This is a genomic window from Larkinella insperata (assembly GCF_026248825.1).
In the GTDB taxonomy this organism is placed as follows: domain Bacteria; phylum Bacteroidota; class Bacteroidia; order Cytophagales; family Spirosomataceae; genus Larkinella; species Larkinella insperata.
The window spans coordinates 4,813,606-4,839,653 of sequence record NZ_CP110973.1 but is presented as its reverse complement, the minus strand read 5'-3'; the positions used below and the strand labels follow the sequence as shown (position 1 = coordinate 4,839,653).

The following is a 26,048-nucleotide window of genomic DNA, read 5'->3' as shown; positions in this document are numbered from 1 at the left end:
ACAACTCCCCCGTACTTTTTAACATCTTAGTCTTAATTAGTCACTGTGATTATCTTCTTAGTAATTAAAAATGCAAAGCCAAAAAAACAGTAAATTAACTCGTATCGCGGTAATTTATGATGGTAATTATTTCCTGCACGTAAGTAATTATTACAACTACTCCCACGAAAGACGAAGCCGTATTAGTATTTCGGGTTTACATGAATTCATCCGCGCCCAGGTAGCTCAAGAAGAAGAAACGGATTTCCGTTTATGCCAGATTGTCGACGCTCACTATTTCCGCGGGCGCTTGAATGCACACGAAGCCAGTCAACGCGGAAATCAGTTGTTCTACGACCGTTTGTTCGACGATATTCTGATGTCAGAAGGCGTTGTTACGCACTATTTACCGGTTAAAAACTTTCAGGGTTCACGGCAGGAAAAAGGCATTGATGTCTGGCTGGCCCTGGAAACCTTCGAATTGACCATCTCCAAACAGTTTGATGTGGTGGTTTTGATTACCGCCGATGGCGATTACGTGCCGCTGATTCGGAAACTTAACACGCTCGGAACCCGGATCATGGTTCTGAGCTGGGACTTCGAATATTACAACGATGAAGGTGAAAAGCTCGTTACCCGTACTTCACAGGACCTGCTGAAAGAAGTTTCGTATCCGGTGGCCATGCACGAAATGATCGACACCCGGCTGCGCAAAAACGATCCGCTCATCCAGAATCTCTTCGTGAAGCAGTCGACCCGGATGTTGGCCGGCGACGACACCAGCATGGTCTTTGCCCAGGATTACGATCGGTATTCGGGACAAACGATGCTTGATTCGGACGATACCGAATACAAAATCAGCACGATACGCAGCTTGAAAAACGGGTACGGTTTCATCAATTATCCGCCCAACAACCTGTTTTTTCATTACACGAGTTTGAACGACATCGATTTTAACGAACTGCAGGTCGACGATGAGGTGAAATTCCGGATCGGAAAAAATGCCGAAAGCAAAGACATTGCCATCGATGTTCACCTGGAGCAAAACTAATGGGCATAACTGCCTCTGCTTTTCGTCACGAACGTACCATTTTGCTGGAATCAACGGGTGCCGAACCCGTTGATTCCTGGCCCAGGAAAGCTTTAAGCTGGGCCATCAGCCAGTCTGATCACGTTGTTTACTTCAACAACAACTCGGCCCGTCTGCCCGGCTTTTCGCTTCCTTACGAGACATTTCCCCACCGGCTCGCGGTCGGTGTTTACCAAACCGTCAAGTTCAGCCCCGACGCCGACCCTTTTGATGTCCTCTCCCGGCATCATCAGCAACACCCGGATTTTCTGGTCGGCTATTTCGGCTACGACCTGAAAAACCGGATTGAATCCCTGGAAAGCCGTCACGCTAATTTGCTGGGGTTCCCGGAGATGTATTTCTTCCAGCCGCGGCACGTTATTGATTTCGATGATAACCGGATAACCGTCCGGTCGTGGGATGATCCCGATGAGGTCCTTAGCCAAATTGCAGCCAGCCAAACCCACCAGCCAAACCCGATTTCTTCGGGGGAATCGTTACGGGAGGCCGTGCGGTGCCGGGTTACGCCGGAGGAATACCGCCAGACCGTGCGGAGAATTCAGCAGGACATTATCGACGGTACGGTTTACGAGCTAAACTACTGCATCGAATTTTTCCTTGAGAACGCCCGCCTGGATCCGCTGTCGGTTTATAACCAGCTAACCGAGCGGTCGCCCATGCCGTTTTCTCATTTTCAGCGAATTGGTAGTCATTACGTCCTGGGCGCTTCACCGGAACGGTTTCTGAAAAAAACCGGCGACCGGCTCATTTCCCAACCCATCAAGGGCACCATCCGGCGCGGCACCACCCCCGCTGACGATGACCGGCTTCGGCAGCAACTCCGCAACAGCGAAAAAGAGCAGGCCGAAAATCTGATGATTGTGGACCTGGTTCGCAACGACCTGGCCCGCAGTGCCCAAACCGGAAGCGTTCGGGTGGATGAACTATTCGGCATTTACCCTTTCCGGCAACTTTTTCAGATGATTTCCACGGTTTCGGCAATCCAGCGGGCTGATTTACCCTTTACAACAGCCATCAAAAATGCGTTTCCGATGGGTAGCATGACGGGCGCCCCCAAGGTTCGGGCAATGCAACTCATCGATCAGTACGAAGCCAGTCGCCGGGGGCCGTATTCAGGAGCAGCCGGTTTTATTACCCCCGAAGGAGATTTTGATTTTAACGTAGTCATCCGAAGTATTTTCTATAATTCATCCACCAGCCGCGCTTCCTTTTCAGTCGGTAGCGCCATCACTTATGACGCTGACCCTCAGCAGGAATACGACGAATGTTTATTAAAGGCGGAAGCCATTTTATCGGTTTTATAAATATCGCTTTCATAAAATAATACAATTAATACCAGGCATTACTTGCAATTATTAGAAATTATCCTTAATTTTGTAAAAATTTCAAGCGGACATCCGTCCGAACTCTGGATAAAGAAACTCTTCATGAGATTATTAGTAGATCCACAGAGCAGCACGGATGTCAACCGGAAAGGGGTTTAACATTCGTTGGGCGCATCTGTTGGGGCAATCGCATTGGTAGTGAAATCATTCACGTTGGGCTAAGCTGGGCAATTTCGGGGGTTCCTTCACGACTGTATCTCAATCACATAGTACGTATCGTTACCGATTTTTCGTAATCGGACTGCATGGCCGTGCAGAACGAGCACTCCTGCCGATAAACGCTTGTAGTAGTTTCATTTTTAAAAACTCTTACAAGGTATGAATCCTGAAATCACTGAACAGGAAGTAAGTAACAAACCGGCAACTCCGCAACGGACCTTTGCCGATTTAAATTTATCTGATGACATTTTGCAGGCTGTCACTGAAATGGGCTTCGAGCATCCCTCACCCATTCAGGCGGAAGCCATCCCCCCCATTCTCGCCGGCCGCGACGTTATTGGTCAGGCCCAGACGGGAACCGGGAAAACGGCCGCTTTTGGTATCCCGGCTATCGAGATGATCGACGTGGCTGAACGCCATCCGCAGGTGCTGGTGCTTTGCCCAACCCGCGAACTGGCGCTTCAGGTGGCCGATGAAGTTCGTAAAATTTCGAAATTCAAACGCGGAATTCGGGTGGAAGCCATCTACGGTGGCGATTCCATTGATCGGCAGATCAAGTCGTTGAAAACCGGAGTTCACATCGTGATCGGTACACCCGGCCGCGTGATGGACCATATGGAGCGCCGGACACTGAAGCTGGAAAACATCAAAATGATGATTCTGGACGAAGCCGACGAAATGCTGGATATGGGTTTCCGCGACGACATCGAAGGCATTCTGGAAGATATGCCCGAAGAACGGCAGACGATTCTGTTCTCGGCTACCATGTCGAAACCGATCATGGCCATCACCCAACGGTTCCAGAAAGATCCCGTGCTGGTGAAAGTGGTCAAAAACGAGCTGACCAATCAGAACATTGAGCAGGTTTACTTTGAAGTAAAACCGAAAGCAAAAGTGGAAGTGATGTGTCGCCTGATCGACACCTACGACCTGAAATTGCTGCTGGTATTCTGTAACCAGAAGAAGCGCGTCGACGAAATCGTGGAAGATCTGCAGGTTCGCGGTTATCAGGCCGAAGGTCTGCACGGCGATTTGCGGCAGGCGCAACGCAACAACGTCATGTCCAAATTCCGCTCGGGTGTTACCAACATTCTGGTCGCTACCGACGTAGCCGCCCGCGGTATTGACGTCGACAACGTTGATGCGGTCATTAACTATGACATTCCGCTCGACGAAGAATATTACGTACACCGGATTGGTCGGACGGGCCGCGCCGGGAAATCGGGCAAAGCCTTTTCACTGGTGGGCCGCGACGAAAAATACCGGTTCCGTGAAATCCAGAACTACACCAAGGTTCGGGTAGAAAAAGGCGTTATTCCGTCGTTTGAAGACATCGTTGGTCTGCGTAAAGCCCGTTTTATCGAGCAGGTACAACAAACCATCGAAAGCAGCCAGGACCTGAATCTGTACGATGACGTGCTGACCGCCTTGCACCACAGCGGATTTACAACCGAACAAATCGTTTCTGCGCTGGTGAAACGGGGCATGGGCATTGAGAAGAATGAATTTTCGGATCAGAACCTGGGCCACGACGATGACCGTCGCGAGCGCCGGGAAGGTGGCCGCTTTGGCGACCGGGATCGCGGTGGACGCGAAAGTTCCGGTCGCTTTGGGGATCGCGGACGCGGTGAAGGCTCAGGCCGTTTCGGAGACCGGGGTACCCGGGGTGAAGCCCGTTTCGGAGACCGTGATCGGGGTGGACGTTTCGGCAACCGCGAAGACCGGGGCGAAGGCCGTCGGTTTGAGCGTGACGACCGCGATCGGGCGCCCCGCGAACGCGAAGCGAACATGACCCGTCTGTACGTCAGCGTGGGTCGCCGGGACTTCATTCGTCCGGGGGATATCGTGGGTGCCATTGCCGGTGAAGCCAACATTCCGGGCAGCAGTATTGGTCACATCGACATTTTCGATAAACACACGTACGTTGACGTTCCCCGCGATTTCGCCAACCGGGTGGTCGACGTTATGGAAGGTAATACCATCAAAGGCAAACGCGTTCAGGTTGAAATTGCCCGGTAATCTTCTTGGTTTGATACACAAAAAAGCCGTTCTGAAAACAGAACGGCTTTTTTATTTTGGGCCCGGATCATTCTTCCAGATAGTACCCGAAAATAATGCCCATCTCATCTTCGCTGGTCAAACCCCACTTCACATCTTTATCGGAGGTGTTGTTGTAGGTGATTTCGGAAACCAGCGCTTCGCCCTTTGCCAACTGAATGGGTGTTTTGTAGGTGGTAATTTCGGGGTGTTCCCAGCTTGTGGAGGTATAAACGACTTCTCCATCCCGGGCTCCTCCCTTGATCCGAACAACAAATTTTTCACCTAACTTGTGCGAATGCGAGGTCAGAACCAGGATTTTTATCGGCCGCGACATGGTGAATGTCTTGGAAATAGTTACCCGGGTTTTGGCCGGAATGTTCAGGTTGGTGTTGGTGAAGTCCATGATTTTCATCACGTTTTTCACCGTCGACTCATCAACGGTATAAAGATTCACGTACGCTTCGCCCGTAATCGGACTTCCGGTTTTATTAACGTAGTGCGAATTTAAATCCAGTGTCGCGTTGGCGGGAACCAACAGCGCCGTTCCTTCCGGAAACGTAAAATCGGTGTGGGGCGCCTGCGAACCGATAAAATAAATGTGATTCTGCATGGATAGCGCCGTTTCTAAGTTGTAGGAATTATCGGAATTGCGCAAATCACGAATCTGATTGATGGTCGGTAGCTTATCGTTATCCCGGTAGGTATACGCCAGAAAATGGTGGCTATTGGCGCGCATTTTAATTTCGTAACGGTTAACGTACACGGCTTTGGTGTTGCCAACCGACTTCCGGACAAACAACTCCCGCTCAAAATTCGGGATTACCGTAAACGGCTCCAGGTGAATCTGGAATCCGGCCCCGGCCGCCGGGGCTTTTAGCGCTTCGAAGTTTTCGGCGGGTTTACTCGGCGTTTTGTCATCCAGCAGGGTGGAATCGACGATGCTGCCCGTTTGCGGTGCGCCGGCTTCAATCCAGCGACGAACGAATTCAATCTGTCCGACGGTTAACAACTCCCCGCCCAACGGCATAGGGTTGCCATAATTAGCTCCGCTGTGGTGGTCGGCGGCCGCATTGAGTTTGTGGTACAGCAGGCTTTCCTGCGACGCAAACGGCTTTACGCGCAGCAACCCGTTGGCTTTGGCGGTACTGTTGGTCGGAGCAACACCCACCAGATTTTTGTAGGCAACTCCCGCGGCCAGTACCAGCCGGTGCTGGCTAAACAGGGCATCCGATTCGGAGGAATGACAACCGGACGTGGCGCAGGTGGGGGTCAAAATCCGGCGCTGCAACTGCTCAAAGCTACTGGCGACCGGCGTGGGCTGCTCTTGGGGTGTATCATCGGATTTCTGGCAGGAAGCTACCAGCAAACCCACACCCAGCGCCCCCAATATAGTCAGGCGAATAGGACGAAAGAAATGGCTCATGAATCGGTTGTATGATCGATAGGACGCTTTGCCGTTATACCGACAACGTGTATAATGGCCGGATTATTTTTATAAGAAACTCCGAATCAAAACTTTAGAATAAAATCCTGCTTGGGTTGCTGGGGCCGGAAAAACACCAGGCCAATGTAAAACAGATCAATGGAAACCGTCACGGCCGGGTCTGCTTTGATCGTTTCCCAGGCTTGCTCCATTTCATCCGACCAGTGAATATCGTCAAAAATAAAACAGGATTCATGATGGGCCTTCAAAAGACAGGTCTTAAAATACTGTACGGTCGGTTCGTAGCGGTGGTTGGCGTCAAAAAATGCAAAATCGATGGAAGGGACGGTTTTCAAGCGCTCAGCCAGCGTTTCGTCCAGGTTACCCGTTACAATCTCGATATGCTGGCGGTTCAGCTTCCGGAAATTGGCGGCTGCCACGGCTGCGGTCTGGGGGCAGCCTTCAAACGTCAAGAGTTGGGCCGTCGGGGCGGCAGCGGCTTCGTACAGCGTGGTGATGCCGAGCGAAGTTCCCAGATCAACGATCGTTTGGGAGCCAAACCGTTGAATCAACCGGTACATCAGACGGCCGAACCGCGCCGGCTTCTGCGAATTTTTGGCAATGTCCCGAATGGCGCGTTCGCGGGAGCTGTTGATGCGGGACCCCGCCCCAAAATCCGTGATCTGGATGGTCCGGGTCTCCCGCAGCAATTCGTTCTGCAGGGCACGAATCGGCCCAAACGCAGGTTCTTGCGGATTATCGGATCGAATGAGGTTGGTGTAAAGATCAAAAACGAAAGGCGAATGCAGGGAATGCGCACCGCGGGCCTTGAGAAGAAATTTTAGATAAGCTCGAATCAAACAATGAAAACCGCGCTGGCGGACTTTTACAGAAAAATTAATTCAACCGGTACGGAACCACCATCGTAAACTCGGGAATAGTGACCCGGAATTGCTTCCCGTCCACCACCCGCTCCATCAGATAGGTTCCGCCCATTTTGCCCAAACTCGAACGCAGGTTACAGCCTGAAACGTACTCGTGGGTTTCGCCGGGTTCCAGAATAGGCTGCTGCCCTACCACGCCCGCACCTTCCCCCTCCCGCGCCGAACCATGAGCGTCGTAAATGACCCAATGGCGTCGTAGTAACTGGATCGTTGCATTGCTGTTGTTTTCAATGGTGATCCGGTAGGTAAACACAAAATGCGCCTGCGAGGGACTGGAATATTCCGGCTGGTATTCGGTCACAACACTGACCTTGACGCCGTCGGTAACTGCCGATATCATTCGAATAGCCTGTTGTTTGACAACCTTAAAACGAAAATAAAATTTAAGAGTTTATAATTCCAGTACGGTCCGAAAATAATTTTAGGTTTGCGCAGTTTTGCCGCAGCACCAAGCCGGCCCGGCGCAGGTTATTCTTGTTACCATAAACCGGTACCCCAACTCCATTTGCATGAAGGTCGTTATTGAACCCTCCTGGCAGCAGCGGCTGCACGACGAATTTGAGAAGTCGTATTTTCCGAAACTGGTCGAGTTTGTTCGGCTCGAATACAGCACGCAGCGTTGCTACCCACCGGGCAAGCTGATTTTTAACGCGTTCGACAAATGCCCGTTCGACCAGACGAAGGTTGTCATTCTGGGGCAGGACCCGTACCACGGTGAAGGCCAGGCCAATGGCTTGGCGTTTTCGGTCAACGATGGCATTACCAAACCGCCTTCGCTGGTTAATATTTTTAAAGAAATCAAGGACGACCTGGGCACGCCCATCCCCAAATCCGGTAACCTGGAACGCTGGGCGGTTCAGGGGGTTCTGCTGCTCAATGCGACCCTGACGGTTCGGGCCAGCCAGGCCGGCTCGCATCAGAACAAGGGCTGGGAGACGTTTACGGATGCGGCCATTCAGCACCTGTCCGACGAAAAAGAAAACCTGGTCTTTCTGCTTTGGGGCGCTTACGCGCAAAAAAAAGGCGCCATTATTGACGCCAGTAAACACTTGGTTCTGAAAGCCAAACACCCGTCGCCGATGGCTGCGCAACACGGCGGCTGGTTCGGCAACAAACACTTCGGCCAGACGAACGCCTTTCTGAAAAGCAAAGGTCTGCAGGAAATCGAATGGTAATTGCCCACCGGCTTCCAGTCCGTGTTTCCGTTGGTGGGCACTGACTGGAAGCGGTAGCCCGGTTAGTCAATAATCCGGAACAGGCGGTTCCAGCGAATTTTGTTCAGGACGCTTTCCGGGTTCGGATCAATTGACATCCAGATGAAAACCGCTTTTCCAACGATGTGATCGGCGGGCACAAAACCCCAGTACCGCGAGTCGGCGGAGTTGTGGCGGTTGTCGCCCATCATGAAATAATAATCCTGCTTGAACGTATACGAGGTGATGGGCTTGCCGTCAATTTTGATTGATTTTTCGGCAATTTCCACTTTGTCGTTGTCTTCGTATTTCTGGATCACCGGTCCGTAGAGCGCGATGTTCTTTTCGTCGAGCGGAATGGTCACCCCTTCTTTCGGGACGGTAATGGGGCCGTAGTTGTCTACGTTCCAGGGGAACAGGGGCGACTGCGGGTAAACGGGCTGGAACGGGTTGACGGAGCCCTTCGGCGTTTTGATCACCTCAATTCCCTGCACAAACTCCTGCTGCTTCAGCAAAGCCGCGGTTTCCGGCGTGGTATGAATCCGGTAGCCCGACGCGTCGTTGGCGGCAATGGTGTCGTTGTAGGTTTCGGTGCTCTGCTCGTAATCCGTGATGTCATACCGTTTGAAAACCTTCGCGCTGATGACGGAATTGGTTTTCAGGAAGTATTCCGTTTCCGATTTCACCGGGTCCGGAAAGTCCTTTCCGTTTACGATAACCTTGCGGTCGCGAATTTCCAGCACATCGCCCGGCACGCCAATGCAGCGTTTGATGTAGTTGGTTTTCAGATCGGTGGGGTAGTCTTCGGGAGGATAATTGAACACCACAACATCGCCCTGCTTGACCGACGAGAAGCCCGGCAGACGGTATTGCGGCAACTGAATCCAGTCCAGATACGACGGTATTTCGGTTCCCCAGATTTTTTGGTGGGTCAACGGCACCTGCAAGGGCGTTTTGGGCGTCCGGGTTCCGTAGTGGAGTTTGCTGACAAACAGGAAGTCGCCCACCAGCAGGCTCTTTTCCATCGAAGGCGTCGGAATGGTAAACGCTTCCATAAACAGCCACCGGATCAGCGTAGCGGCCACCACCGCAAACACAATGGAATCGACCCACTCGCGGAACGGCGATTTGTTCTTGGCGCTGCGCCGGGGGGCGGTTTCCTGATTTTTAACGACTGACATACTGTTGAAAATAATGAACAATGAATACTGAATAACGAACCGATTCTCAATCGATTATCTCCAATTCCTTATTTATTGCTCGGCGTTTGGTAGTTGATTGATTTAGACGGTAACGTTTTCACCCAGCAGGTCATCCATGCCAAAAATGCCCTGGCGTCCGGCCAGCCATTCACCGGCAATAACGGCTCCCAGGGCAAACCCCTGGCGGCTGTGGGCTACGTGCTTGATTTCAATGGTATCGACTTCGGAATCGTAACGAACCACGTGCGTTCCCGGCACCGTCCCCTCGCGCAGGGATTCAATAGCAACGGCATCCGGTTGTTCGGCGGTGTTCTCACTCCAGCGTTTTTTGGTGGGGAGTTCTTCGATGATTCCTTCGGCCAGCGTAATAGCCGTGCCGCTCGGCGCGTCTTTCTTTTCGGTATGGTGCACCTCGGTCATGGAGACGTGGTACGACGGATAGCTTTTCATGAACCGGGCCAGCATTTTATTCAACCGAAAAAACAGGTTGACGCCGATGCTGTAGTTCGATGCGTAGAAAAAAGCCCCGTTGGTACTGCGGCACAGGTCCTCGATTTCGGCCCGGTGGTCGAGCCAGCCGGTGGTGCCGCAAACGATCGGCCAACCCCGTTTGAGGCAGTCCTGAATGTTGGCAACGGCCGACTCCGGCGAGCTAAATTCAATGGCCACGTCAACGTCCGACGGCCCGAGGGTATCGAGCTGGGTGCGGTTGTGCAGATCAATCCGGCCCGCAATTTCGTGCCCCCGATCCAGTGCAATCTGCTCGATGGTTTTACCCATCTTGCCATAACCGAGTAAGAGTATCTTCATTCAAATCCTGTTTATTGGCCGGTCTTTATCGGCAAGGTAGTATACCCCTTGAACGCCAGACGAACCCATTCTACTTTATTTCCTGAATTGAAAGGCAACCCGCACACCCGGCACGGGCATGGTTCCCACGGCGGGCATCAGCAGCCCGGGCTTCACCTTCAGGGTCAGATCCTCCGAAACATCGAACGTTTTGAGGTGCGCCGTCACGTTGGCTTCGATCACATTAACGCCCCACAGCAAGGCAATACCCAGGTAATTGTAATCCCGGTACCGCGATACCGCCCGGGCTGCCCGCTCCAGGTTGGAAACACTAATCGGGGCGGAATAACCGGGAACCTCCGCGGTCTGCGAAGTACTGGCATAAGCGATTTTGCCGTATTTCCGGTAGAACCGGAAATCCTCCGCGTACATTTGGGAAAAGTAAATCATCGTACCAAAACCGGCGTAGATAATCGGCACTTTCCACCAGTGGCCGTTGTGAATCTGGCCCAAACCGGGCAACACCGCCGAAAGTATGGTTGCTTTTTTCGGTACAATTTTACGAATTCTGGCGTTTTGTTGGGCCGTCAGCGGTACGGTATCCAGGGCCACCGCTTTTCCCAGCGTATCCAGAAAAACGGGGGCTGCCTGAAGGTTCGGAACCGAATCGCGTACGGGCCGGGCCGGGTTCTGGGCGACGGTTTTTCCGCCCAGTCCCAAAAGCAATACGCTCACCCACACGTATGTTCGCCAGTTCATTCGTTCAAAGAGCCGTTCTCCTGCTTTCATGGATTTTCCGTTGGAATGAATTGTCATTCTATAAACGAACAATCGGACCGGAATAACCTGAATTACGGAGAATTAACATTTTTTAGGCTTTATAATTCAGCACTTCCAGAATCCGGTTCATCTCATCCTGTGACGTAAACGGGATTTTGATTTCGCCTTTGTGCTTTTCGTCGGCCTTGATGGACACCTTCGTACCGAACAGCGACGACAGCTTGAACTGAAGCCCCCGAATCTCCTGCTTATACGGTGTCGAACGCCGTTCAGGTTCAGCTTGGGGCGCCGTCGAAAGATTCCGGACGGCCTCTTCCACGCGCCGGACCGACCAGTCTTCTTCAATGATTTTATTGAAGAGTTTGATCTGAATATCCGGGTTATCGACGTTGATGATGGCCCGGGCGTGGCCCATCGAAATCTTGGTGTCGCGCAGGGCGGCCTGAATCACCGGGGGCAGTTTCAGCAGCCGGATGTAGTTGTTGACCGTCGTGCGGTTTTTACCAACCCGAACGCCCAGTTCCTCCTGTTTCAGACTGCATTCGGTGATGAGCCGCTGGTAACTCAGGGCGATTTCTATTGAGTTCAGGTTTTCCCGCTGAATGTTCTCAATCAGCGCCATTTCCAGCATCTGCTGATCGTTGGCCTGACGGACAAACGCCGGAACGTTGGTCAAACCAATCAGTTTGGATGCCTGCAACCGCCGTTCTCCGGCAATCAACTGGTACTGCTCGCGCCCCAACTGCCGAACCGTGATAGGCTGGATAATTCCCTGCACGCGGATCGACTCGGCCAGTTCCATCAAGGCTTCTTCATCGAACCGGGTCCGGGGTTGAAACGGGTTGGTTTCGATGTGGTTCACGTTGATTTCAGTCATCGTCGAGATCGACTCATACGGCGACGGCTTGCTTGGTCGGTTTACCTGTTCGCTGTCGTGCAATAAGGCTCCTAATCCTCGGCCCAGACCTATCATTTTTTTCGGATTACTTTTTGCGTTCGTATTATCCATGACTGGCTTGATTCTTTATATTGGGTGCTACACGGTCTGATCCTGCGGTAACCGGCCGTTTTTTGCCAGGATTTCGCGGGCGAGATTGAGATAACTGATGGCGCCTTTGCTGTCGGCATCCTGCGCCAGCACCGGCAATCCGAAACTTGGCGATTCGCTCAGCCGTATGTTGCGGGGAATGATGGTGTTGAAAACCATCTGTTGAAAATGCGCCGTCACTTCGCCAACCACCTGGTTGGATAAACGAACGCGCAGGTCATACATCGTCAGCAGAATGCCTTCGATGGTCAGTGAGGTGTTCAGCCGCGACTGAATAATTTTGACGGTGTTCAGCAGCTTGCCGAGCCCTTCCAGGGCGAAATACTCGCACTGCACGGGAATAATTACGGAATCGGCGGCAGTCAGGCTGTTGATGGTAATCAGACCCAGCGAGGGAGAGCAGTCGATGATCACAAAATCGTATTCCTCCTTCACGTCGTAGAGGGCCTCCTTCATTTTCTCCTCCCGGTTCTTGAGATTGATCATCTCAATTTCGGCCCCAACCAGGTCGATGTGGGACGGAAGCAGGTCGAGGTTCGGAAAATCCGTCTGGATAACGGCGTCACGCGTGCGGATGTCTTCGATCATGCACTCGTAGATGCTGTTCTCTATCTCTTTCGGATTATACCCTAAACCCGACGTGGAGTTGGCCTGTGGGTCGGCGTCGACAATCAGTGTTCGGAATTCGAGAGCCGCCAGACTGGCCGCCAGATTGATCGTTGTGGTGGTCTTTCCGACGCCCCCCTTTTGGTTGGCAATAGCTATAACTTTACCCATGGGTTTGTTCGTTGCAGCCCCAAATATCAGGAGATGGTTATTCTAAAGCAAGGAACGTTTCACGGTTTTTTTTCAAATGTTCCACAGCAGGAATTAAAAGTCAAAAGTTAAAAATTAAAAGTTACGGACGCGTTTAACTTTTAATTTTTAACTTTTAATTCTTAACTGGCTCAGGCCCAGACCTGCGTTCCTTCGGTGCAGTTTTTACACATCTCGATTCCGGAGCGGGAATGGATCAGGGTCTGCCGGAATTGCTGGTAGGGTTCGCTGTCCCACAATTGAGCAAACGTTTGTTGTTTGAGATCGCCCATCCGGTAGTGAGCATCTTTGTCGAAGCAGCAGGGTACCACCAGCCCGTCCCAGGTAATGACGCAGGAGTGCCACATTTTCCAGCAGTGACCGTCCAGGGCATTTTTGATGGCGTAGGTGCCGCTGGCGGTTTTCTCGTAGCGGGAGTATTTGTCAATGGTGGGCATCAGCTCAGAGCCGTGCTCGAAATCGTAAATCTGGGCGGTTTTCAGGCCGACTTCATCGACGCCCAGTTCCTCGGCCAGTTGGTAGACCTCGGCAATCTGGTGTTCGTTGGGTTTGACCACCAGAAACTGAAAGATGACGTGGGGCGTCCTGGATTTCAGTTCTTTTTTCCACTTGATGATGTTCCGGGTTCCCTCCAGCACCTTGTGCAACTTCCCGCCCACCCGGTATTGCTGGTAAACTTCCTGCGTGGTGCCGTCAATGGAAATAATCAGCCGGTCCAGACCCGACTCAACAGTTTTCCGCGCGTTGGCGTCGGTCAGGTAATGGGCGTTGGTGGAGGTGGCCGTATAAATTCCTTTTTGGGAGGCATAGCCCACCAGCGTCAGGAAATCGGGGTGCAGATACGGTTCGCCCTGAAAATAAAATGTCAGGTACAGGAGCGTGTCCGCAATTTCATCAATTGTCTTTTTGAAAAGATCGGCGGGCAGCATACCAGTCGGGCGCGTAAACGAACGCAGACCACTCGGGCATTCAGGGCAACGCAGGTTGCAGGAGGTGGTGGGTTCAAACGACAGGGCGATGGGCGAACCCCGGTGGATGGCTTTCCCGGTCCATTTCGACTCGTAATAACTCGACACTACTTTCAACGCGTTCCAGGCGCGTTTGGGGGTTATTTTGGAGAAAAAATTCAGTCCGTCGGTTAGATTACGATTCATGCGGCACAATCAAAAGTAGAAAACAAATGTAAAGGAATAAGCAAACGGCTTGACCAAGTCCGTCATGAAATTTAGCGGACATCCATCCGTTTTTTCTCCCGGCGGGCCATGCACCGGCTTTGCAGTCAGCACCTTGGTGCGGCAAAAAAATTTATTTAGAATAGTTCAAATTAATCTTGACTCGTCAGCAATCCAATTGTACTTTTACATCACTAAACGCATTCGAATCAGATTTTCACCGTTATTTTTTGCATCATCCGTGTCGAATACCCTTTCCTTAACTGAACTGTTCGCCAACGCCAAAGGCACGACCTATCAATGCGATACAACCAATCGGATTCTTATTCAGTTCGGTGAAGCACGCGTTTCCCTGCGGATTTCCGATTTTATGACGTTTAAGAAGCGGGTCGATTCCGTTGACATTCACACGATGATCTTCAATACCGATGACGCCTACGACGTTGAGGTAATTGACGCTCCCCGCACCGACCATCTGTTCGTCCTCAACCTCTGCGACCTCATTGCCCTGCGCGATCTGCTGGCCGGCACCCGTTTTGTTCTGGACCTAAACACCCTGCTGAACGAGCGGTTGTGTAGCACGCTGGTTTATTAACCAGACACGCGTTTCTTCGGAAATTTTTGTCAGGTTTTCCCTCCTATCAGTCTGAAACACTGCAATTAGACTGTTTCCAAATATTATTCACCCAAAACTTTTTTCGGTTGAAATCAGTATTCTTGTAACACGAAAGGCACACCGAGCTGCCCACACGAACAAGAACTTAAAACTGACAGTACCGATGAAAGACTTAGTTAGAATGAGAACCTCGCTGAAAGAAGAAATCGAGGGAATTCTCAACGAACAGATAAAAATGGAAGCCCACTCATCCGCCATCTACCTGGCAATGGCTGCGTGGTGCGATCGCAACGGTTTTGACTACAGCGCGGGTTACTTCTATAAGCAATCGAACGAAGAGCGTAACCACATGCTGAAAATCTTTAACTACGTATCCGACATGGGTGGCCACGCCATCTCGCCGGAAATCACCAACGTACCGCAGGATTTCGCCGGGTTCCGGGATATTTTTGAACTGGCTCTGCAACAGGAGATTGCCGTTAGCAACTCCATCAACCGCATCGTGGGTACCGCCCGCCAATTGAACGACTTCGCCACTGACCAGTTTATGCAGTGGTTCGTGAAAGAGCAAATTGAAGAAGAATACGTCGCCCGCCGGGCCATCGAACTGTTCGACGTCATTGGTGAAGAAGGCGTTGGTCGGTACATGATCGATAAAGCCATTCCGAAAATCAGCTACGACGGCGGAGCGGAAGGCGAATAAAAACTGGCGCGTTCCAGTCTCATACTCACTATACCAAATACGAACCCCGCACGCTTCGCGTGCGGGGTTTCTTTGTTTAAACCACCTGATAAATCCGGCACGCACCCGCCTGCAGAGCGGGGAGCGGATAATGATACCCGTTATGGGCCACCGGGTCGGTTGCGGCCTTTTCGACGGTATCGTGCAGGCATTGCAACGTCTCCGCAGCATCCGGAAACAGCGGCACGGTGAGGTGTCGGGCGGGTTGCTGCGGGTCCAGATTCCCCACAAACACGTACGCCGGACGGTCCCGCTGCGTCCAGGCAATAACCGACTGGCTTCCGGTGGGGTCGGGCAGCATGAGCCAGCACACGGGTTGCTCCCGAATACCGGGGCCAATCTGATCGGACAAAAGCCGGAGTTCCAAAATCTTCTGAAACTGGGCAGTATGCTGCCCCCACCGGTACGGGCCCTGCGTTACTTTGTCGGTCTGCGCTTCATCCCGGATGCTGAACACATACAGTTTGCTGTATTCTTCGTTTAGGCCCCGCTCCAGGTGCCGGTTCCGGACCTCAAATCCCAAGCCGACGTAGCTTGGCAATTCATTCAAAAACAAACTAATAAAGTACCGCGCCAGATTTCCCGTGCGGTAAAACTCGTCAAACCGGGGGTCATCCTTGTCGGCCGTCATCACCGTAAAGCTGGGGGCAAACCGGCGGGTGTGGGCCAAATCGAGGTAATGCCGGAAACGGCCCAGAAAATCGGCCGAGTTCACCACCGTCGATTGCAGATCACCCAGGGTCGTTTCGGCTTCAATGGCTTCCAGGTGCGTTAGTTCATCGCCATAGCCCATCGTGTCGGGCGGTGCCAGAAACGTCTCGGCAAAAAAGCCAAAGTGGGTAACGCCCTGGGTCTGGATAAACCGTTTGATGGTTCGGAGCGGATCGTAAAAATCGTCGATCTGGGCCGGGACGCCCCCCGGACGCATCTGAACGTGCGCCATATCGCCCCGCATAAAATCAAAATTGTACCGTTGCTGACATTCAAAATACTGCTGACAGACATACGCCCAGGCCACCGGGTTGGGTTCCTCAAAATCCAGCTCCCCCGTGTGATCGTTGTTTTTCGTATGGTAAAATTTATACCGCGTCAGGGGGCCAAACACCCGCGACATGGGCCGTGGTTGCCGAAAACCGTACTCGTACCACGTTTGCCCGTACTCGTCGTTGACAAACTCTTCCGGCTTGCTGTACAAGCCCCGGTACGGCGGTCCCATCGTCATTGGCACGGTTTCAAAGCCTCGTTCCACCAGATACCGGATGAGCGACAGGCGCCGTTCGAGCCGCAGACCGTATTCGTGGACCTCACCAAACAACACCGCCGGCGTAAACGGTTGACCGGCGACCTCGGGCCGGTGCTCGGCCACCCAGTCGGCAATTGCCCGTTTGACCTGCTCCGTAACGGTTTCGGACGAATCGGTCAGGATAGCACCGGCGCGCTGCACCCACTCGAAAAGCTCCGGTTCACTCAGGACCATTTCCGAAAACCGGTCGGTATGCGGGATCACATCCATGCCCACCGTCCGGCCCATCAGGTGCAGCAGATTAACCACCACCTTCAACTGTTTTTCGGGCGTATCCAGCGGAGCGACGATTTTGTGCAGTTCCTGGCTGAAAAATTCAGGATTGATGTTCCAGCTGATCATTCCGTACAGGCTCCCCACCACGCCGGGTTCCCAGATGGGCAGCAGGTGAATGCTGTCGTGAATAGCCGGTAATGTCAGCGCGTAATTCACCACGTTCCAGAACGAACCGATGGTCCGCACGTTAACGCCCACCATTTTCGTCCGTTTAAGCCAGTTGCCGTCGGGCTGCCCCGCTACCGGGCTGGGTATGGTCTGGACAGGGTCGAGCGCCTGTTGAACAGCGGGGAAACCGTACCGCCGGGCCAGCACGTCCAGAGTCTGATAAACAGAGAATTCGACGGCGTGTTCCGGCAGCAGATTGGCAATAAACGACTGTCGGTCTTCCTGGTAAGCACCGATGTAGGCCGCAAAATTCTGCTGCCAATTTTCCTGAAACGGTTGAAGGTTTGTGGGCATAGCACAAGCAAATATAGAATTATCAATAAAACCGTCTAGCTTCGAACGGGTTTATTAACCGGGGAAATGATTTTAGTGATAAATTAATTCGCAACCAAAACACCGCCCGCAAATCGGTTTACCGCATGGACGTTATCATCATTGGAGGAGGGCTGGCGGGTTTGGTCAGCGGCCTGGAGCTGGCTAGGGCCGGCCACTCGGTTACCATTGTCGAGCGAAAAACCTATCCTTTTCATAAAGTCTGCGGGGAATACATTTCCAACGAAGTGCGGCCTTACCTGGAGTGGCTGGGCGTCGATCTGCGGGCGCTGGGCGCTACGCACATTAAGCAGTTCCAGTTTACCTCTCCTTCGGGCCGATCGTTGGAAACGGCGCTGGATCTGGGTGGTTTCGGACTTAGCCGGTACACGCTCGATCAGGCTCTGTACGAAATGGCCCAATCGGCGGGCGTGCAGTTTCTGCTGGGCAAACAGGTCGAAACGGTCCGCTTTGCATCCGACGGGTTTACGCTGGAACTCAACGACGGGCAGGTGCTCACCAGCCGCCTGGTGCTGGGCGCTTTCGGCAAACGGTCGAAGATTGATAAGCAGTTGCAGCGGTCGTTTATGCAAAAGCCGTCGCCCTACTTGGGGGTTAAGTACCACATCCGAACCAATGCGCGGCTGGACACCATCGCCCTGCACAACTTTCCGGACGGCTACTGCGGACTGTCGTCCATCGAAGACGGAAAATTTTGCCTCTGCTACCTGACCACCCGCGACAATCTGCGCCCCTTTGGCACCATCCCAGCTATGGAACAAGCCGTGTTGTTTCAAAACCCGCACCTGAAACGGATTTTCGAGCGGTCGGAATTTTTGTACGAAAAACCCGAGGTCATCAACGAATTTTCGTTTGCTCCCAAGCGGGCCGTCGAGCAGCACATTCTAATGGCGGGCGATTCGGCGGGACTGATCACGCCCCTCTGCGGTAACGGTATGGCCCTGGCCATTCACGGCGGTAAGCTCGTCAGTGCGCTATCTTCCCAGTATCTGAGGGGAAACATACCGCGGACCGAACTGGAACACCGGTACCAGACGGAATGGTCGGCGCGGTTTGCCCGGCGGCTCTGGGTGGGTCGGACGGTGCAGCGGCTTTTCGGCGACAAATGGCTGTCCGAAGCGGCCGTGACGATTTTCGGCGCTTTCAACCCGTTACTCCGCGGGGTGATCCGGCAGACGCACGGAAAGGTCCTAGCCGTCGAATAACCCCTCCCGCAAACCCGGATCAGGGCGTTACGGCTTCAGGTGGTTGAGCGTGTAGCAAATCAATCGATTAGCCAGCGGCTCGCCGTTGGTGGCCCGCACATCGCCCAGCGTCAGTTCGTAAATCAGTCCCGGTTTCAGGTCAGCCAGGTTCAGGGACACTTTTCGGCGATCTTTGGACACCGTTACGGCTTTTACCGGCACGGCTGCTATGTCGAACTGCGGGGAACCGTAGGTTTTATGGTATTCGTAGCGGTAATGCCGGAACTGATAGTTTTCGGGCCGACTCGCGGTGGCCGCATCAACTGGTTGCGTGAAGGTGAGATCGAAACCGTTCGGGGTCAGGTTCATGGTATACACATCCATCGGCGGCTTACCCGTATAGACAATCCGCTGAATCCCTTTGGCCCCCGCCCAGCCGTGGTCGTTCTGGCCGGTCCACAGGCTACCATCGGGCGCAAACGCCAGCCGGTTGTTGCCTTTCCGCAGCCCCTGCCCGTCCAGAAACGGGATGCAGGCCCCCTGCAACTGACCCGCCACTTCTTCCAGCATCACCCGCACAATCCGCTCCTGGTTCATTTCACCGATCAGAAGCTGCCCCGCAAACGGACCGAACTTTCCGCCGGTGTTGTCCAAAACCGGCTGCGTGATCGAGTTGGCCAGAATCCCGTGCGGGAACAGAACGGCGGCTTTCGTGCGCATCGCTTCCAGCTCCGGAAGGGTCATCGCGAGCGGATTGCCGCCCCGCCAGTTTGCGTTCCAGACCAGACTGGCCGGATGTCCGTAAAACTTGCCTTCCTCCACCGCGTACAGAGGACTGGTTCCTACCCAATCCCCCTGATTATCGGTTACCAGCATCCGGCCGTTCGGGTCGAAAACCAAACCGTTCGGCGACCGGAAACCGCTGGCGTACGGCACCAGCTGGTGGTCCGAAGCATTCAGTTTCATGATCCAGCCCCGGTAGGGCACCGGCGAAAACATCTGCTTGGGATGATCGGTGGCTACGGTATCGCGCGTTCCCCGCACCTCGCTCCGCACCCCGCCGTTCGGCGAGGCCGTGTTGAGCCCGATGTACAGATTGCCGGCCTTGTCTCGGATGGGGCCATAATTAAATTCGTGGTAGTTGCCCGAAATGCCGAACGCGTCGGTCACTTTTTCGTACAGGTCGGCCCGCCCGTCGCCGTCACGGTCTTTCACGCGGGTCAGCTCCGGGCGCTGCATGATGATCAGTTCCGAATTGCTGACTACCAGAATCCCGAGCGGTTCGTGCAGTCCCTCGGCAAACAGGCTCCATTGCTTTGTTTTCGGATTGTAGAACATCACTTCACCCCGGTGAAACGAAGCCACCAGCCGCCCATCGGGCAGAAAGTCAATCGCACCGGTTTCCGCGCTCAACCCTTCGGGCATCGGAATCGTCTCGACCCGGTAAGCGGCTTTCGGAACCGGTTTGGGACCGTTCGGAATCGCGGCTACAAACAGCCAGATGCTTAGAAGAATCAGGATCGTTTTCCCCATGATCAGTCGGCTTTTTTCGTCATGGTAATGGTAAACTGGCGGGCTTCGGCGGGGGATAGTTTCAATCGGCCGCCCTCCCACTGCCCGCCCGACGACTGATATGTTACGCCGTCGTTCGGCTCCGTGACGAACCAGATAGGCTTTTCGGCTTTGGGCATTTTGAACGTACGAATCAGTCCGGACCCATCCTCCTTCGCCTGAATCTGTTCGTAAACGTCCACCCCATCCACGGTATAATGAAATTCCGGATAGCGGTTTAGCAACTGGTAGCCTTTATAATCAACGGCCGGATTTGGCTGAGAGTTTGCCATCTGAATAGGATAAGCGGTTTTGTTCCGAAAGAAAACCGTCCCGATCAGTTTGGCCTCCGTGTCGCCTTTGCCCGGCCAAAGCGTGGCTTGGTCCAGAAAACCGCCCGCCCAGGCGTAACGCAGGCGGCAGGTCCCGGCATCCCAGCAGTAGGAAAGGCCGTGGGGCAAACTGACCGCAATAGCCGCCGGGCCCGCGTCCGGCATGAAAATCCGGTAGAGAAACGGTGGCTCGGTCTCGTACGGGTGAAACCGCTGGGGCCCGTGCTGCGCGTGGTTGGCTTGCGCTTGAGCGGATGGCTCCGCCGTCCGGCGGGTTTCGGGGATGGATTTGTCTGCTTTCAAGGGGGGCAACGCTCCATCGGTCACGTACATAGCCCCGTACATGACAAAACCGTGTCCCGGAAAAGTGCAGACATACGGATAAACGCCCGCTTCCCGGGGCGCGGTAAACGAAACGGTCCCGGTTTCCTCCGGCGCTACCACCGGAATCGTCCACAAAATGGCGGTTGATTTGGGAATGTAGTTGACCGCTGGCCCTTTTTCGCCCAGTTGCAAAGCCTCGTTAACCACTTCTTCGCGTTGGCCCGGTTTGGTAATCACCAAATTATGCGCCATATCGTCGGTGTTGTCCAGCCTAATTCGGACGGCAGCGCCGGGCTTGACCTGAAACCGGACTAAGTCAAATTGCAAGCCGGGAATGGCTTTCAGCGAAACCGTCACCGTCGAATCGGTCGCGGCTCTCGCTCCGCCCACCATTACCAGGAACAACAGAAGAATGCTGATTCTTCTTAGCGATCCGGCGAAACTCACGGCAGTGTTAGTGGGCATACGGAAAGAGGGATTCATAATGACTGGAGGGCATCAGAATACCCCCGCTGCGGCTGTAAAAGTCGTCATCCAGTTCGAAAACACCGTTTTTCGGAGTGGTCCAGCGCGCACCGGCTGCCGGGTGGTAACCCTTCATGGTGTTCCAGTGCAGGTAATTCATGTCACCATTGGTTTCCAATAGCCCCATTCCGATACCTGGAAACGGAGCGAGTCGGGCGGCCAGGTTTTTGTGCCAATCAATCAGGATGGGGTTGACGGTCAGATCGGCGCACAGGCAGGGCACCCCACGTTCGTGCGCCAGTTTGGCTACTTTCAGGGACAGACTCAGCGTTTTGGCGATGCCCTTCAGCACCAGTGCCCCGTACCCTTGCTGAAGCCGACGATGGGCGCTGGCTTCGTCATGCACGCTTTCGTCACCCGCCACCGGAATGCCGATGTCCGACACGTCCTCATCGTTTTCCTCCCGAAGGGGCTCCTCGATCAATACAATCTGATTCAGCGCGCCAATGCGTCGGGCGTGGTCCAGATAACGCCATAACGTTTCTTTTTTTTCATACCGGGCGTTGGCGTCGAGCGTGTACACAATCTTGCCGGTGGCGGTCTGGTCGGTGGGCGCGTCGCCGATGGCGCGGTGGATTTCGGTCAGGCGGTCCATGTCGTTCTGCACCATCTCTTCCTGCGAACCCGGATATCCGGTTTTGATTTTCATCACAAAATACCCCTGCTGCACGGCTTGCCGCAGCTCTTCCACCGGCATTCCGTAGGGCACCTGGTATAGAATGGCGACCTTATCATTCCGGTGCGCTAAAGCCGGTCGGTACGGTTCTGGAATCAGGTCATCGAAGCTCCTCAAACCATTTTCGGCGGCATACAACAGCCAAGCGGCATTGTCAACGCTGATGAGGGCGTTGTAAATGAAATTGGGGTTCAGGTCCGGTTTTCCCGTGATGCGGACAGCTTCCCGCTTCACCTCGGGCAATAGCGTATCCAACAACTCGACGGGGGTTGAAAACGGCATTTGCTTTACCAGTTGCAGGGTCCGCTCCACCAACGCGTACATCAGCGCGTTGCCACCCGCTTCCGAGTAGGCCGCAAACAGGTCGGCATCGCCATACAACACGCTCTGGGTCGCCAGACCGACGGCGTGGTGGCCGTTTTCGGATTGAAGCCGGGAAACGGTTTGCCACAGTTCGGTCAGGTAACCACCCTTGAAACCAATCGGTCGGATGAGCTTCTCCCGTTCAAACGTAGCATCGGTCTTCGTGACCCGAATGGGGTTTCCACTAGCCATAGAATCGCATTGACCACCCGGGGGTGTGCGGGCGGTCGGAAAAATCGGTTTTCAGGAAAAAGACAACGTGAGGTCCGGGCTACTCAGATGTTCCCGCACAAACGCATCGTCGTTCAGGTGCGGATACATGGCGTACACGCGGTCGATTTCTTCTAGCTGGCCCGGCGACAAATCCTCCGCCGGATTCAGACACCAGGTTCCCTCCAGAAGACCCTGCCGACGCAGGACCTCATGCAGGCCGGCAATGCAACCGTGGAAATTGTGGCTCGGATCGAAAAAAGCTGCGTTGCTGTCGGTGACTTCCACGTTGCGGGTCAGCAGTTCGGCCAACCCTTCGTTGTGGTTGTTCAGGCAGGTTTTGATCTCGGTCAGCAGCTCAACGGCTTTCTGGGTCCAAACGGCCCAATGGCCCAGCAGGCCGCCGACAAAGCCCTTTTCCACCGTTTTGCCATCAACGGTAAACCGGTAGGTCGTCAGCAGATCGGCTACAATGTTATCGTCATTACCGGTGTAGAGCGCAATCTCCTCCCGGCGGCTCGAATGGCACACCGCGCGGACCACATCCAGCGTCTGGTACCGGTTGAAGCTGGCAACTTTGATGGCCTGAATGTTGGGAATCTCGGCAAACGCTTTCCAGAAGTCGTAACTAAAAATGCGGCCACCCACCGACGGTTGGAGGTAAAACCCAAAGACGGGAATCACCTCGGCCACCGCCCGCACCCGGTCCAGAATGGCTTCTTCAGTCCAGTCTTTGAGGCCGCCCATGCTGAGCAGTCCCAGATCATACCCATATTGCCCGGCCAGTTTGGCTTCACGGAGGGCCTGTTCTGTCGGACCGACAATCCCGGCCACTTTGATAAACGGGCGGTCCAACTGAGCCAGCTCAATTTCGTCGGCGGCCGTTTTCAACACCGTTTCGTAGAGGTTGATGGCAGGGTCGCGAATTTCGAACTGAGTCGTGTGGACGCCCACGGCCACCCCACCGGCTCCGCTGGCGATGTAGTAACGGGTCAGTCCGCGCTGGCGGGCTTCATCGAACTGCCGGTCGGCGTTCAGGGCCAGCGGGTGGGCGGGAATCACGGTGCCCGCGTGCAATAATTCGTGTATTTCGGGTCGTAAAGTCATGGTCGGTTAAAATTTGCCGTCGCGGGTTTGGAAGTGAGTCGGTTTGTTCAGGAGCGTACCGCCCCCCTGCAGCCAGGCCGCGGTCAGTTCCATCATTTGGCGGAGCGTCACGCGCGGGTAGCCAAACAACCGGAAAGCCTCGGACGCATTGCTCAGTAGGGCCGTCGGCTGCGCTTCGCCAACGAACTTCGGTTCTTTGCCCAGCAGCTTGCCGTATTCCTGCGCCACCCATTGAATCGAGACGGTTTCGGGACCGGTCACGTTCAGGAGTTTGGCCGGGACGTCGCAGTGCCGCAGCGCCCGGATCGCAATTTCGTTGGCGTCGCCCTGCCAGATCACGTTGGCGTTACCCATCGTCAGGTTGATCGGCTTTTCGGCCAGCACCGACTTGGCGACTTCCAGCAGCACCCCGTAACGCAGATCAATGGCGTAGTTGAGCCGGTAAATGAGCGTCGGCGTGTTGTTTTTCTCCGCAAAGTATTGGAACACCCGCTCGCGGCCCAGACACGACTGGCCGTATTCGCCCACCGGTTCGGGCGGAGTGGACTCGGTTGCTCCGCCGGACGTAACCGACGTGAAGGGGTAGACGTTGCCGGTGGAAAACGCCACAATCCGCGAGTTGCGGTATTTTTCGGCGACCCGGCCCGGCAAATACGCGTTCATCGCCCAGGTGAAGGCCTCCTTTCCGGTGGTGCCGAATTTGGTGCCCGCCAGATACAGGACGTTGGCCACATCGGGCAGAGCGGCTAAATCGGCTTCGTTGAGCAAATCGGCGGAGATCGTTTCAATGCCGTCGGCTTCCAGTTCGCCCTGCATCTGTTTATCGGAAAAGCGCGAAACCCCGATGACGCGCTTCTGGATTCCGGCCTGATCGATGGCCTGTTTTGCCAGCCGGGCCATACTCGGCCCCATTTTCCCGGCAACGCCCAGGATGAGGATGTCGCCGTCGAGTTCGTATAAATCGGAAACCAGGGCCGGTGAGGGCTTGATGAGTTCCTGTTCCAATGCTTGCAGATCGTTCATAAAACTTTTGTTACTTGAAAAACAACTGATTAACGTTACTCAGCGCCAGCCCGATAATGACCAACAACCCTATCGCCCCAACGATTTTAACGAAGGTCGAGTTGGTGTAGCGCCCCATAATGGCCGAGTCGTTGCCAATGGCATACATGGCCACGCCGATAAAGGGCACCACCAGAATGGTAATGCTCTGGGCAAAAATGATCAGTTCGAGTGGCAGCTTTCCAAAAATAATGGCAATGGCCGCCCCGATTACCATCACCAGCGCAATCAGGTATTTAACCATCTTCGAACTAAGCTGACTGCCGTAGCCCAGGGCTTCACCCAGCAGCGTACCGCCTACGGACGCATTGCCCACCAGCGACGAAAACGAAGCGCCGAACAACCCAATCAGAAACAGCGCCGACCCGTACGGGCCAAAAATAGGTTCGAGTGCCCGGCCCATGTCAGAAGCCGACGCCACTTTTAGCCCCTTGGGATGCAACACGGCGGCCGCGCAAATAAGCACCGTCGCACTCATCAGGCCCATCAGCGTCATGCCCGTCACGGTATCGACCGGTTGATTGCGAACGGCTGGATTAACCCGCACCCGTTCCTGCACCAGGTAGGATTGATAAAACGCGCCGACAATGGAGAAACAGGAAGCCGTAAAGGCAATCACCAAGCCCAGCGATCCCACCGGAACCGACGGAACAAAACCCGTTACGACTTCAGCGTAATCCGGTTTGGACAGAAACAGGGTGATCAGAAAAGCCACCAGCATGACGCCAATCAGGAAAATCATGAGCTTTTCGAGCACTTTGTAGAACGTCTTGAAAAACAGCAGTCCGATGCCCAGGATGGTAAACAGACCAATCCACAGATTGATCGGGGTGTGGGTTGCTTCGGCAATGGAAATGCCGACCCCGATGGAATTACCGGCCTGAAAGGAAGTAGCCACCAGAAACACGCCGATGCCCACGGCCAGGGCGGCCCCGTTGCCCCACTTCTGGCGGATCGTAGCCAGCAGCGACTGGTTCGTAGCCAATCCAATGCGGGTTGCCATGGCCGTGAACACCGTCATAAAAAAGATGGCCATGACAATGATCCACAGCAAGGCGTATCCGTATTCGGCCCCCATCTTGGAGGTAATGGTCATTTTGCTGGGACCAAACACCAGGGCAGCCGTGATGATGCTGGGCCCCAGTGAAGATAGCCAGCCCCGAAACGTGCGGGCAACCGGTTTTGCCGTTGCGTCGGCCTGCGAATGAGCAGCTTTTGATTGCATGAGGGTAAGAAACGTTCGTTAAAATGGCTCT

The 26,048-nt window shown here is 54.1% G+C and carries 23 protein-coding genes; 7 read left to right on the top strand and 16 right to left on the bottom strand.

Annotated features, from left to right (window positions below; translation table 11 throughout):
* Positions 1–70: 70 nt before the first annotated feature.
* The 3 genes from OQ371_RS19660 (at position 71) to OQ371_RS19650 (ending at position 4,632) form a co-directional block, all read left to right on the top strand.
* Positions 71–1,030 (top strand): NYN domain-containing protein, encoded by a 960-nt coding sequence (locus OQ371_RS19660; RefSeq protein ID WP_265990029.1) that lies wholly within the window; start codon positions 71–73, stop codon positions 1,028–1,030.
* The gene (locus tag OQ371_RS19655; RefSeq protein ID WP_265990028.1) at positions 1,030–2,373 is read left to right on the top strand and encodes an anthranilate synthase component I family protein; all 1,344 of its coding nucleotides are present in this window, start codon (positions 1,030–1,032) and stop codon (positions 2,371–2,373) included. The genes OQ371_RS19660 and OQ371_RS19655 overlap by 1 nt, the downstream gene beginning before the upstream one ends.
* Positions 2,374–2,772: 399 nt before the next feature.
* Positions 2,773–4,632: a DEAD/DEAH box helicase gene (locus OQ371_RS19650; protein ID WP_265990027.1), complete on the top strand. Its 1,860-nt coding sequence runs from the start codon at positions 2,773–2,775 to the stop codon at positions 4,630–4,632.
* A gap of 67 nt (positions 4,633–4,699) precedes the next feature.
* On the opposite strand, the gene OQ371_RS19645 is transcribed toward OQ371_RS19650, so the two are convergent.
* The 3 genes from OQ371_RS19645 to apaG form a co-directional block, all read right to left on the bottom strand.
* Complete coding sequence (locus OQ371_RS19645; RefSeq protein ID WP_265990026.1) at positions 4,700–6,076, bottom strand: monooxygenase; 1,377 nt, start codon at positions 6,074–6,076, stop codon at positions 4,700–4,702.
* Between the two features lie 86 nt (positions 6,077–6,162).
* Complete coding sequence (locus OQ371_RS19640; protein ID WP_265990024.1) at positions 6,163–6,936, bottom strand: O-methyltransferase; 774 nt, start codon at positions 6,934–6,936, stop codon at positions 6,163–6,165.
* Positions 6,937–6,973: 37 nt separating this feature from the next.
* Positions 6,974–7,360, bottom strand: a complete 387-nt coding sequence (gene apaG / locus OQ371_RS19635; RefSeq protein ID WP_265990023.1) for a Co2+/Mg2+ efflux facilitator ApaG/CorD — start codon at positions 7,358–7,360, stop codon at positions 6,974–6,976.
* 169 nt (positions 7,361–7,529) lie between these two features.
* Between apaG and ung the strand changes: the two genes are divergently transcribed.
* Entirely contained in the window at positions 7,530–8,195 is a 666-nt protein-coding gene (gene ung / locus OQ371_RS19630; protein ID WP_265990022.1) for a uracil-DNA glycosylase, read from the top strand.
* A 62-nt stretch (positions 8,196–8,257) separates the two neighbouring features.
* Here the strand turns inward: ung and lepB are convergent, their stop codons facing one another.
* The 6 genes from lepB to OQ371_RS19600 form a co-directional block, all read right to left on the bottom strand.
* Positions 8,258–9,394 (bottom strand): signal peptidase I, encoded by a 1,137-nt coding sequence (gene lepB / locus OQ371_RS19625; protein ID WP_265990021.1) that lies wholly within the window; start codon positions 9,392–9,394, stop codon positions 8,258–8,260.
* Positions 9,395–9,496: 102 nt separating this feature from the next.
* The gene (dapB, locus tag OQ371_RS19620) at positions 9,497–10,225 is read right to left on the bottom strand and encodes a 4-hydroxy-tetrahydrodipicolinate reductase (protein ID WP_265990019.1); all 729 of its coding nucleotides are present in this window, start codon (positions 10,223–10,225) and stop codon (positions 9,497–9,499) included.
* 75 nt (positions 10,226–10,300) lie between these two features.
* A complete protein-coding gene (locus OQ371_RS19615; RefSeq protein ID WP_265990018.1) occupies positions 10,301–10,993 on the bottom strand; it encodes a DUF5683 domain-containing protein in 693 nt (230 codons plus the stop codon).
* Between the two features lie 82 nt (positions 10,994–11,075).
* Positions 11,076–11,993: a ParB/RepB/Spo0J family partition protein gene (locus OQ371_RS19610; protein WP_265990017.1), complete on the bottom strand. Its 918-nt coding sequence runs from the start codon at positions 11,991–11,993 to the stop codon at positions 11,076–11,078.
* A 27-nt stretch (positions 11,994–12,020) separates the two neighbouring features.
* Complete coding sequence (locus OQ371_RS19605; protein WP_265990015.1) at positions 12,021–12,809, bottom strand: ParA family protein; 789 nt, start codon at positions 12,807–12,809, stop codon at positions 12,021–12,023.
* Between the two features lie 170 nt (positions 12,810–12,979).
* A complete protein-coding gene (locus OQ371_RS19600; protein WP_265990014.1) occupies positions 12,980–14,002 on the bottom strand; it encodes an SPASM domain-containing protein in 1,023 nt (340 codons plus the stop codon).
* A gap of 259 nt (positions 14,003–14,261) precedes the next feature.
* Here OQ371_RS19600 and OQ371_RS19595 point away from each other — a divergent pair, with 259 nt between their 5' ends.
* Together OQ371_RS19595 and OQ371_RS19590 are read left to right on the top strand one after the other, a co-directional pair.
* Positions 14,262–14,615: a hypothetical protein gene (locus OQ371_RS19595; RefSeq protein ID WP_265990012.1), complete on the top strand. Its 354-nt coding sequence runs from the start codon at positions 14,262–14,264 to the stop codon at positions 14,613–14,615.
* 184 nt (positions 14,616–14,799) lie between these two features.
* A complete protein-coding gene (locus OQ371_RS19590) occupies positions 14,800–15,339 on the top strand; it encodes a ferritin (protein ID WP_265990010.1) in 540 nt (179 codons plus the stop codon).
* A gap of 76 nt (positions 15,340–15,415) precedes the next feature.
* Here the strand turns inward: OQ371_RS19590 and OQ371_RS19585 are convergent, their stop codons facing one another.
* Positions 15,416–17,419 carry an alpha-amylase family protein gene (locus OQ371_RS19585; protein ID WP_265990008.1) on the bottom strand — a complete coding sequence of 668 codons (2,004 nt, stop codon included), beginning with the start codon at positions 17,417–17,419 and terminating at the stop codon, positions 15,416–15,418.
* 125 nt (positions 17,420–17,544) lie between these two features.
* On the opposite strand from OQ371_RS19585, the gene OQ371_RS19580 reads away from it, so the two are divergent.
* On the top strand, positions 17,545–18,663 hold the full coding sequence (locus OQ371_RS19580; protein WP_265990006.1) for an NAD(P)/FAD-dependent oxidoreductase: 1,119 nt from the start codon (positions 17,545–17,547) through the stop codon (positions 18,661–18,663).
* A 27-nt stretch (positions 18,664–18,690) separates the two neighbouring features.
* Here OQ371_RS19580 and OQ371_RS19575 read toward each other — a convergent pair whose 3' ends face one another.
* The 6 genes from OQ371_RS19575 to OQ371_RS19550 are packed head-to-tail and all read right to left on the bottom strand — an operon-like array spanning position 18,691 to position 26,017.
* Complete coding sequence (locus tag OQ371_RS19575; protein ID WP_265990004.1) at positions 18,691–20,175, bottom strand: PQQ-dependent sugar dehydrogenase; 1,485 nt, start codon at positions 20,173–20,175, stop codon at positions 18,691–18,693.
* Between the two features lie 2 nt (positions 20,176–20,177).
* The gene (locus OQ371_RS19570; protein ID WP_265990002.1) at positions 20,178–21,314 is read right to left on the bottom strand and encodes a plastocyanin/azurin family copper-binding protein; all 1,137 of its coding nucleotides are present in this window, start codon (positions 21,312–21,314) and stop codon (positions 20,178–20,180) included.
* The gene (locus OQ371_RS19565; protein ID WP_265990000.1) at positions 21,304–22,605 is read right to left on the bottom strand and encodes an enolase C-terminal domain-like protein; all 1,302 of its coding nucleotides are present in this window, start codon (positions 22,603–22,605) and stop codon (positions 21,304–21,306) included. Before OQ371_RS19565 ends, OQ371_RS19570 begins: the two co-directional genes overlap by 11 nt.
* A 51-nt stretch (positions 22,606–22,656) precedes the next feature.
* A complete protein-coding gene (locus OQ371_RS19560) occupies positions 22,657–23,730 on the bottom strand; it encodes a dihydrodipicolinate synthase family protein (RefSeq protein ID WP_265989998.1) in 1,074 nt (357 codons plus the stop codon).
* A gap of 6 nt (positions 23,731–23,736) precedes the next feature.
* The gene (locus OQ371_RS19555; protein ID WP_265989996.1) at positions 23,737–24,753 is read right to left on the bottom strand and encodes an NAD-dependent epimerase/dehydratase family protein; all 1,017 of its coding nucleotides are present in this window, start codon (positions 24,751–24,753) and stop codon (positions 23,737–23,739) included.
* Between the two features lie 10 nt (positions 24,754–24,763).
* Positions 24,764–26,017 (bottom strand): Nramp family divalent metal transporter, encoded by a 1,254-nt coding sequence (locus OQ371_RS19550; protein ID WP_265989995.1) that lies wholly within the window; start codon positions 26,015–26,017, stop codon positions 24,764–24,766.
* Positions 26,018–26,048 lie beyond the last annotated feature (31 nt).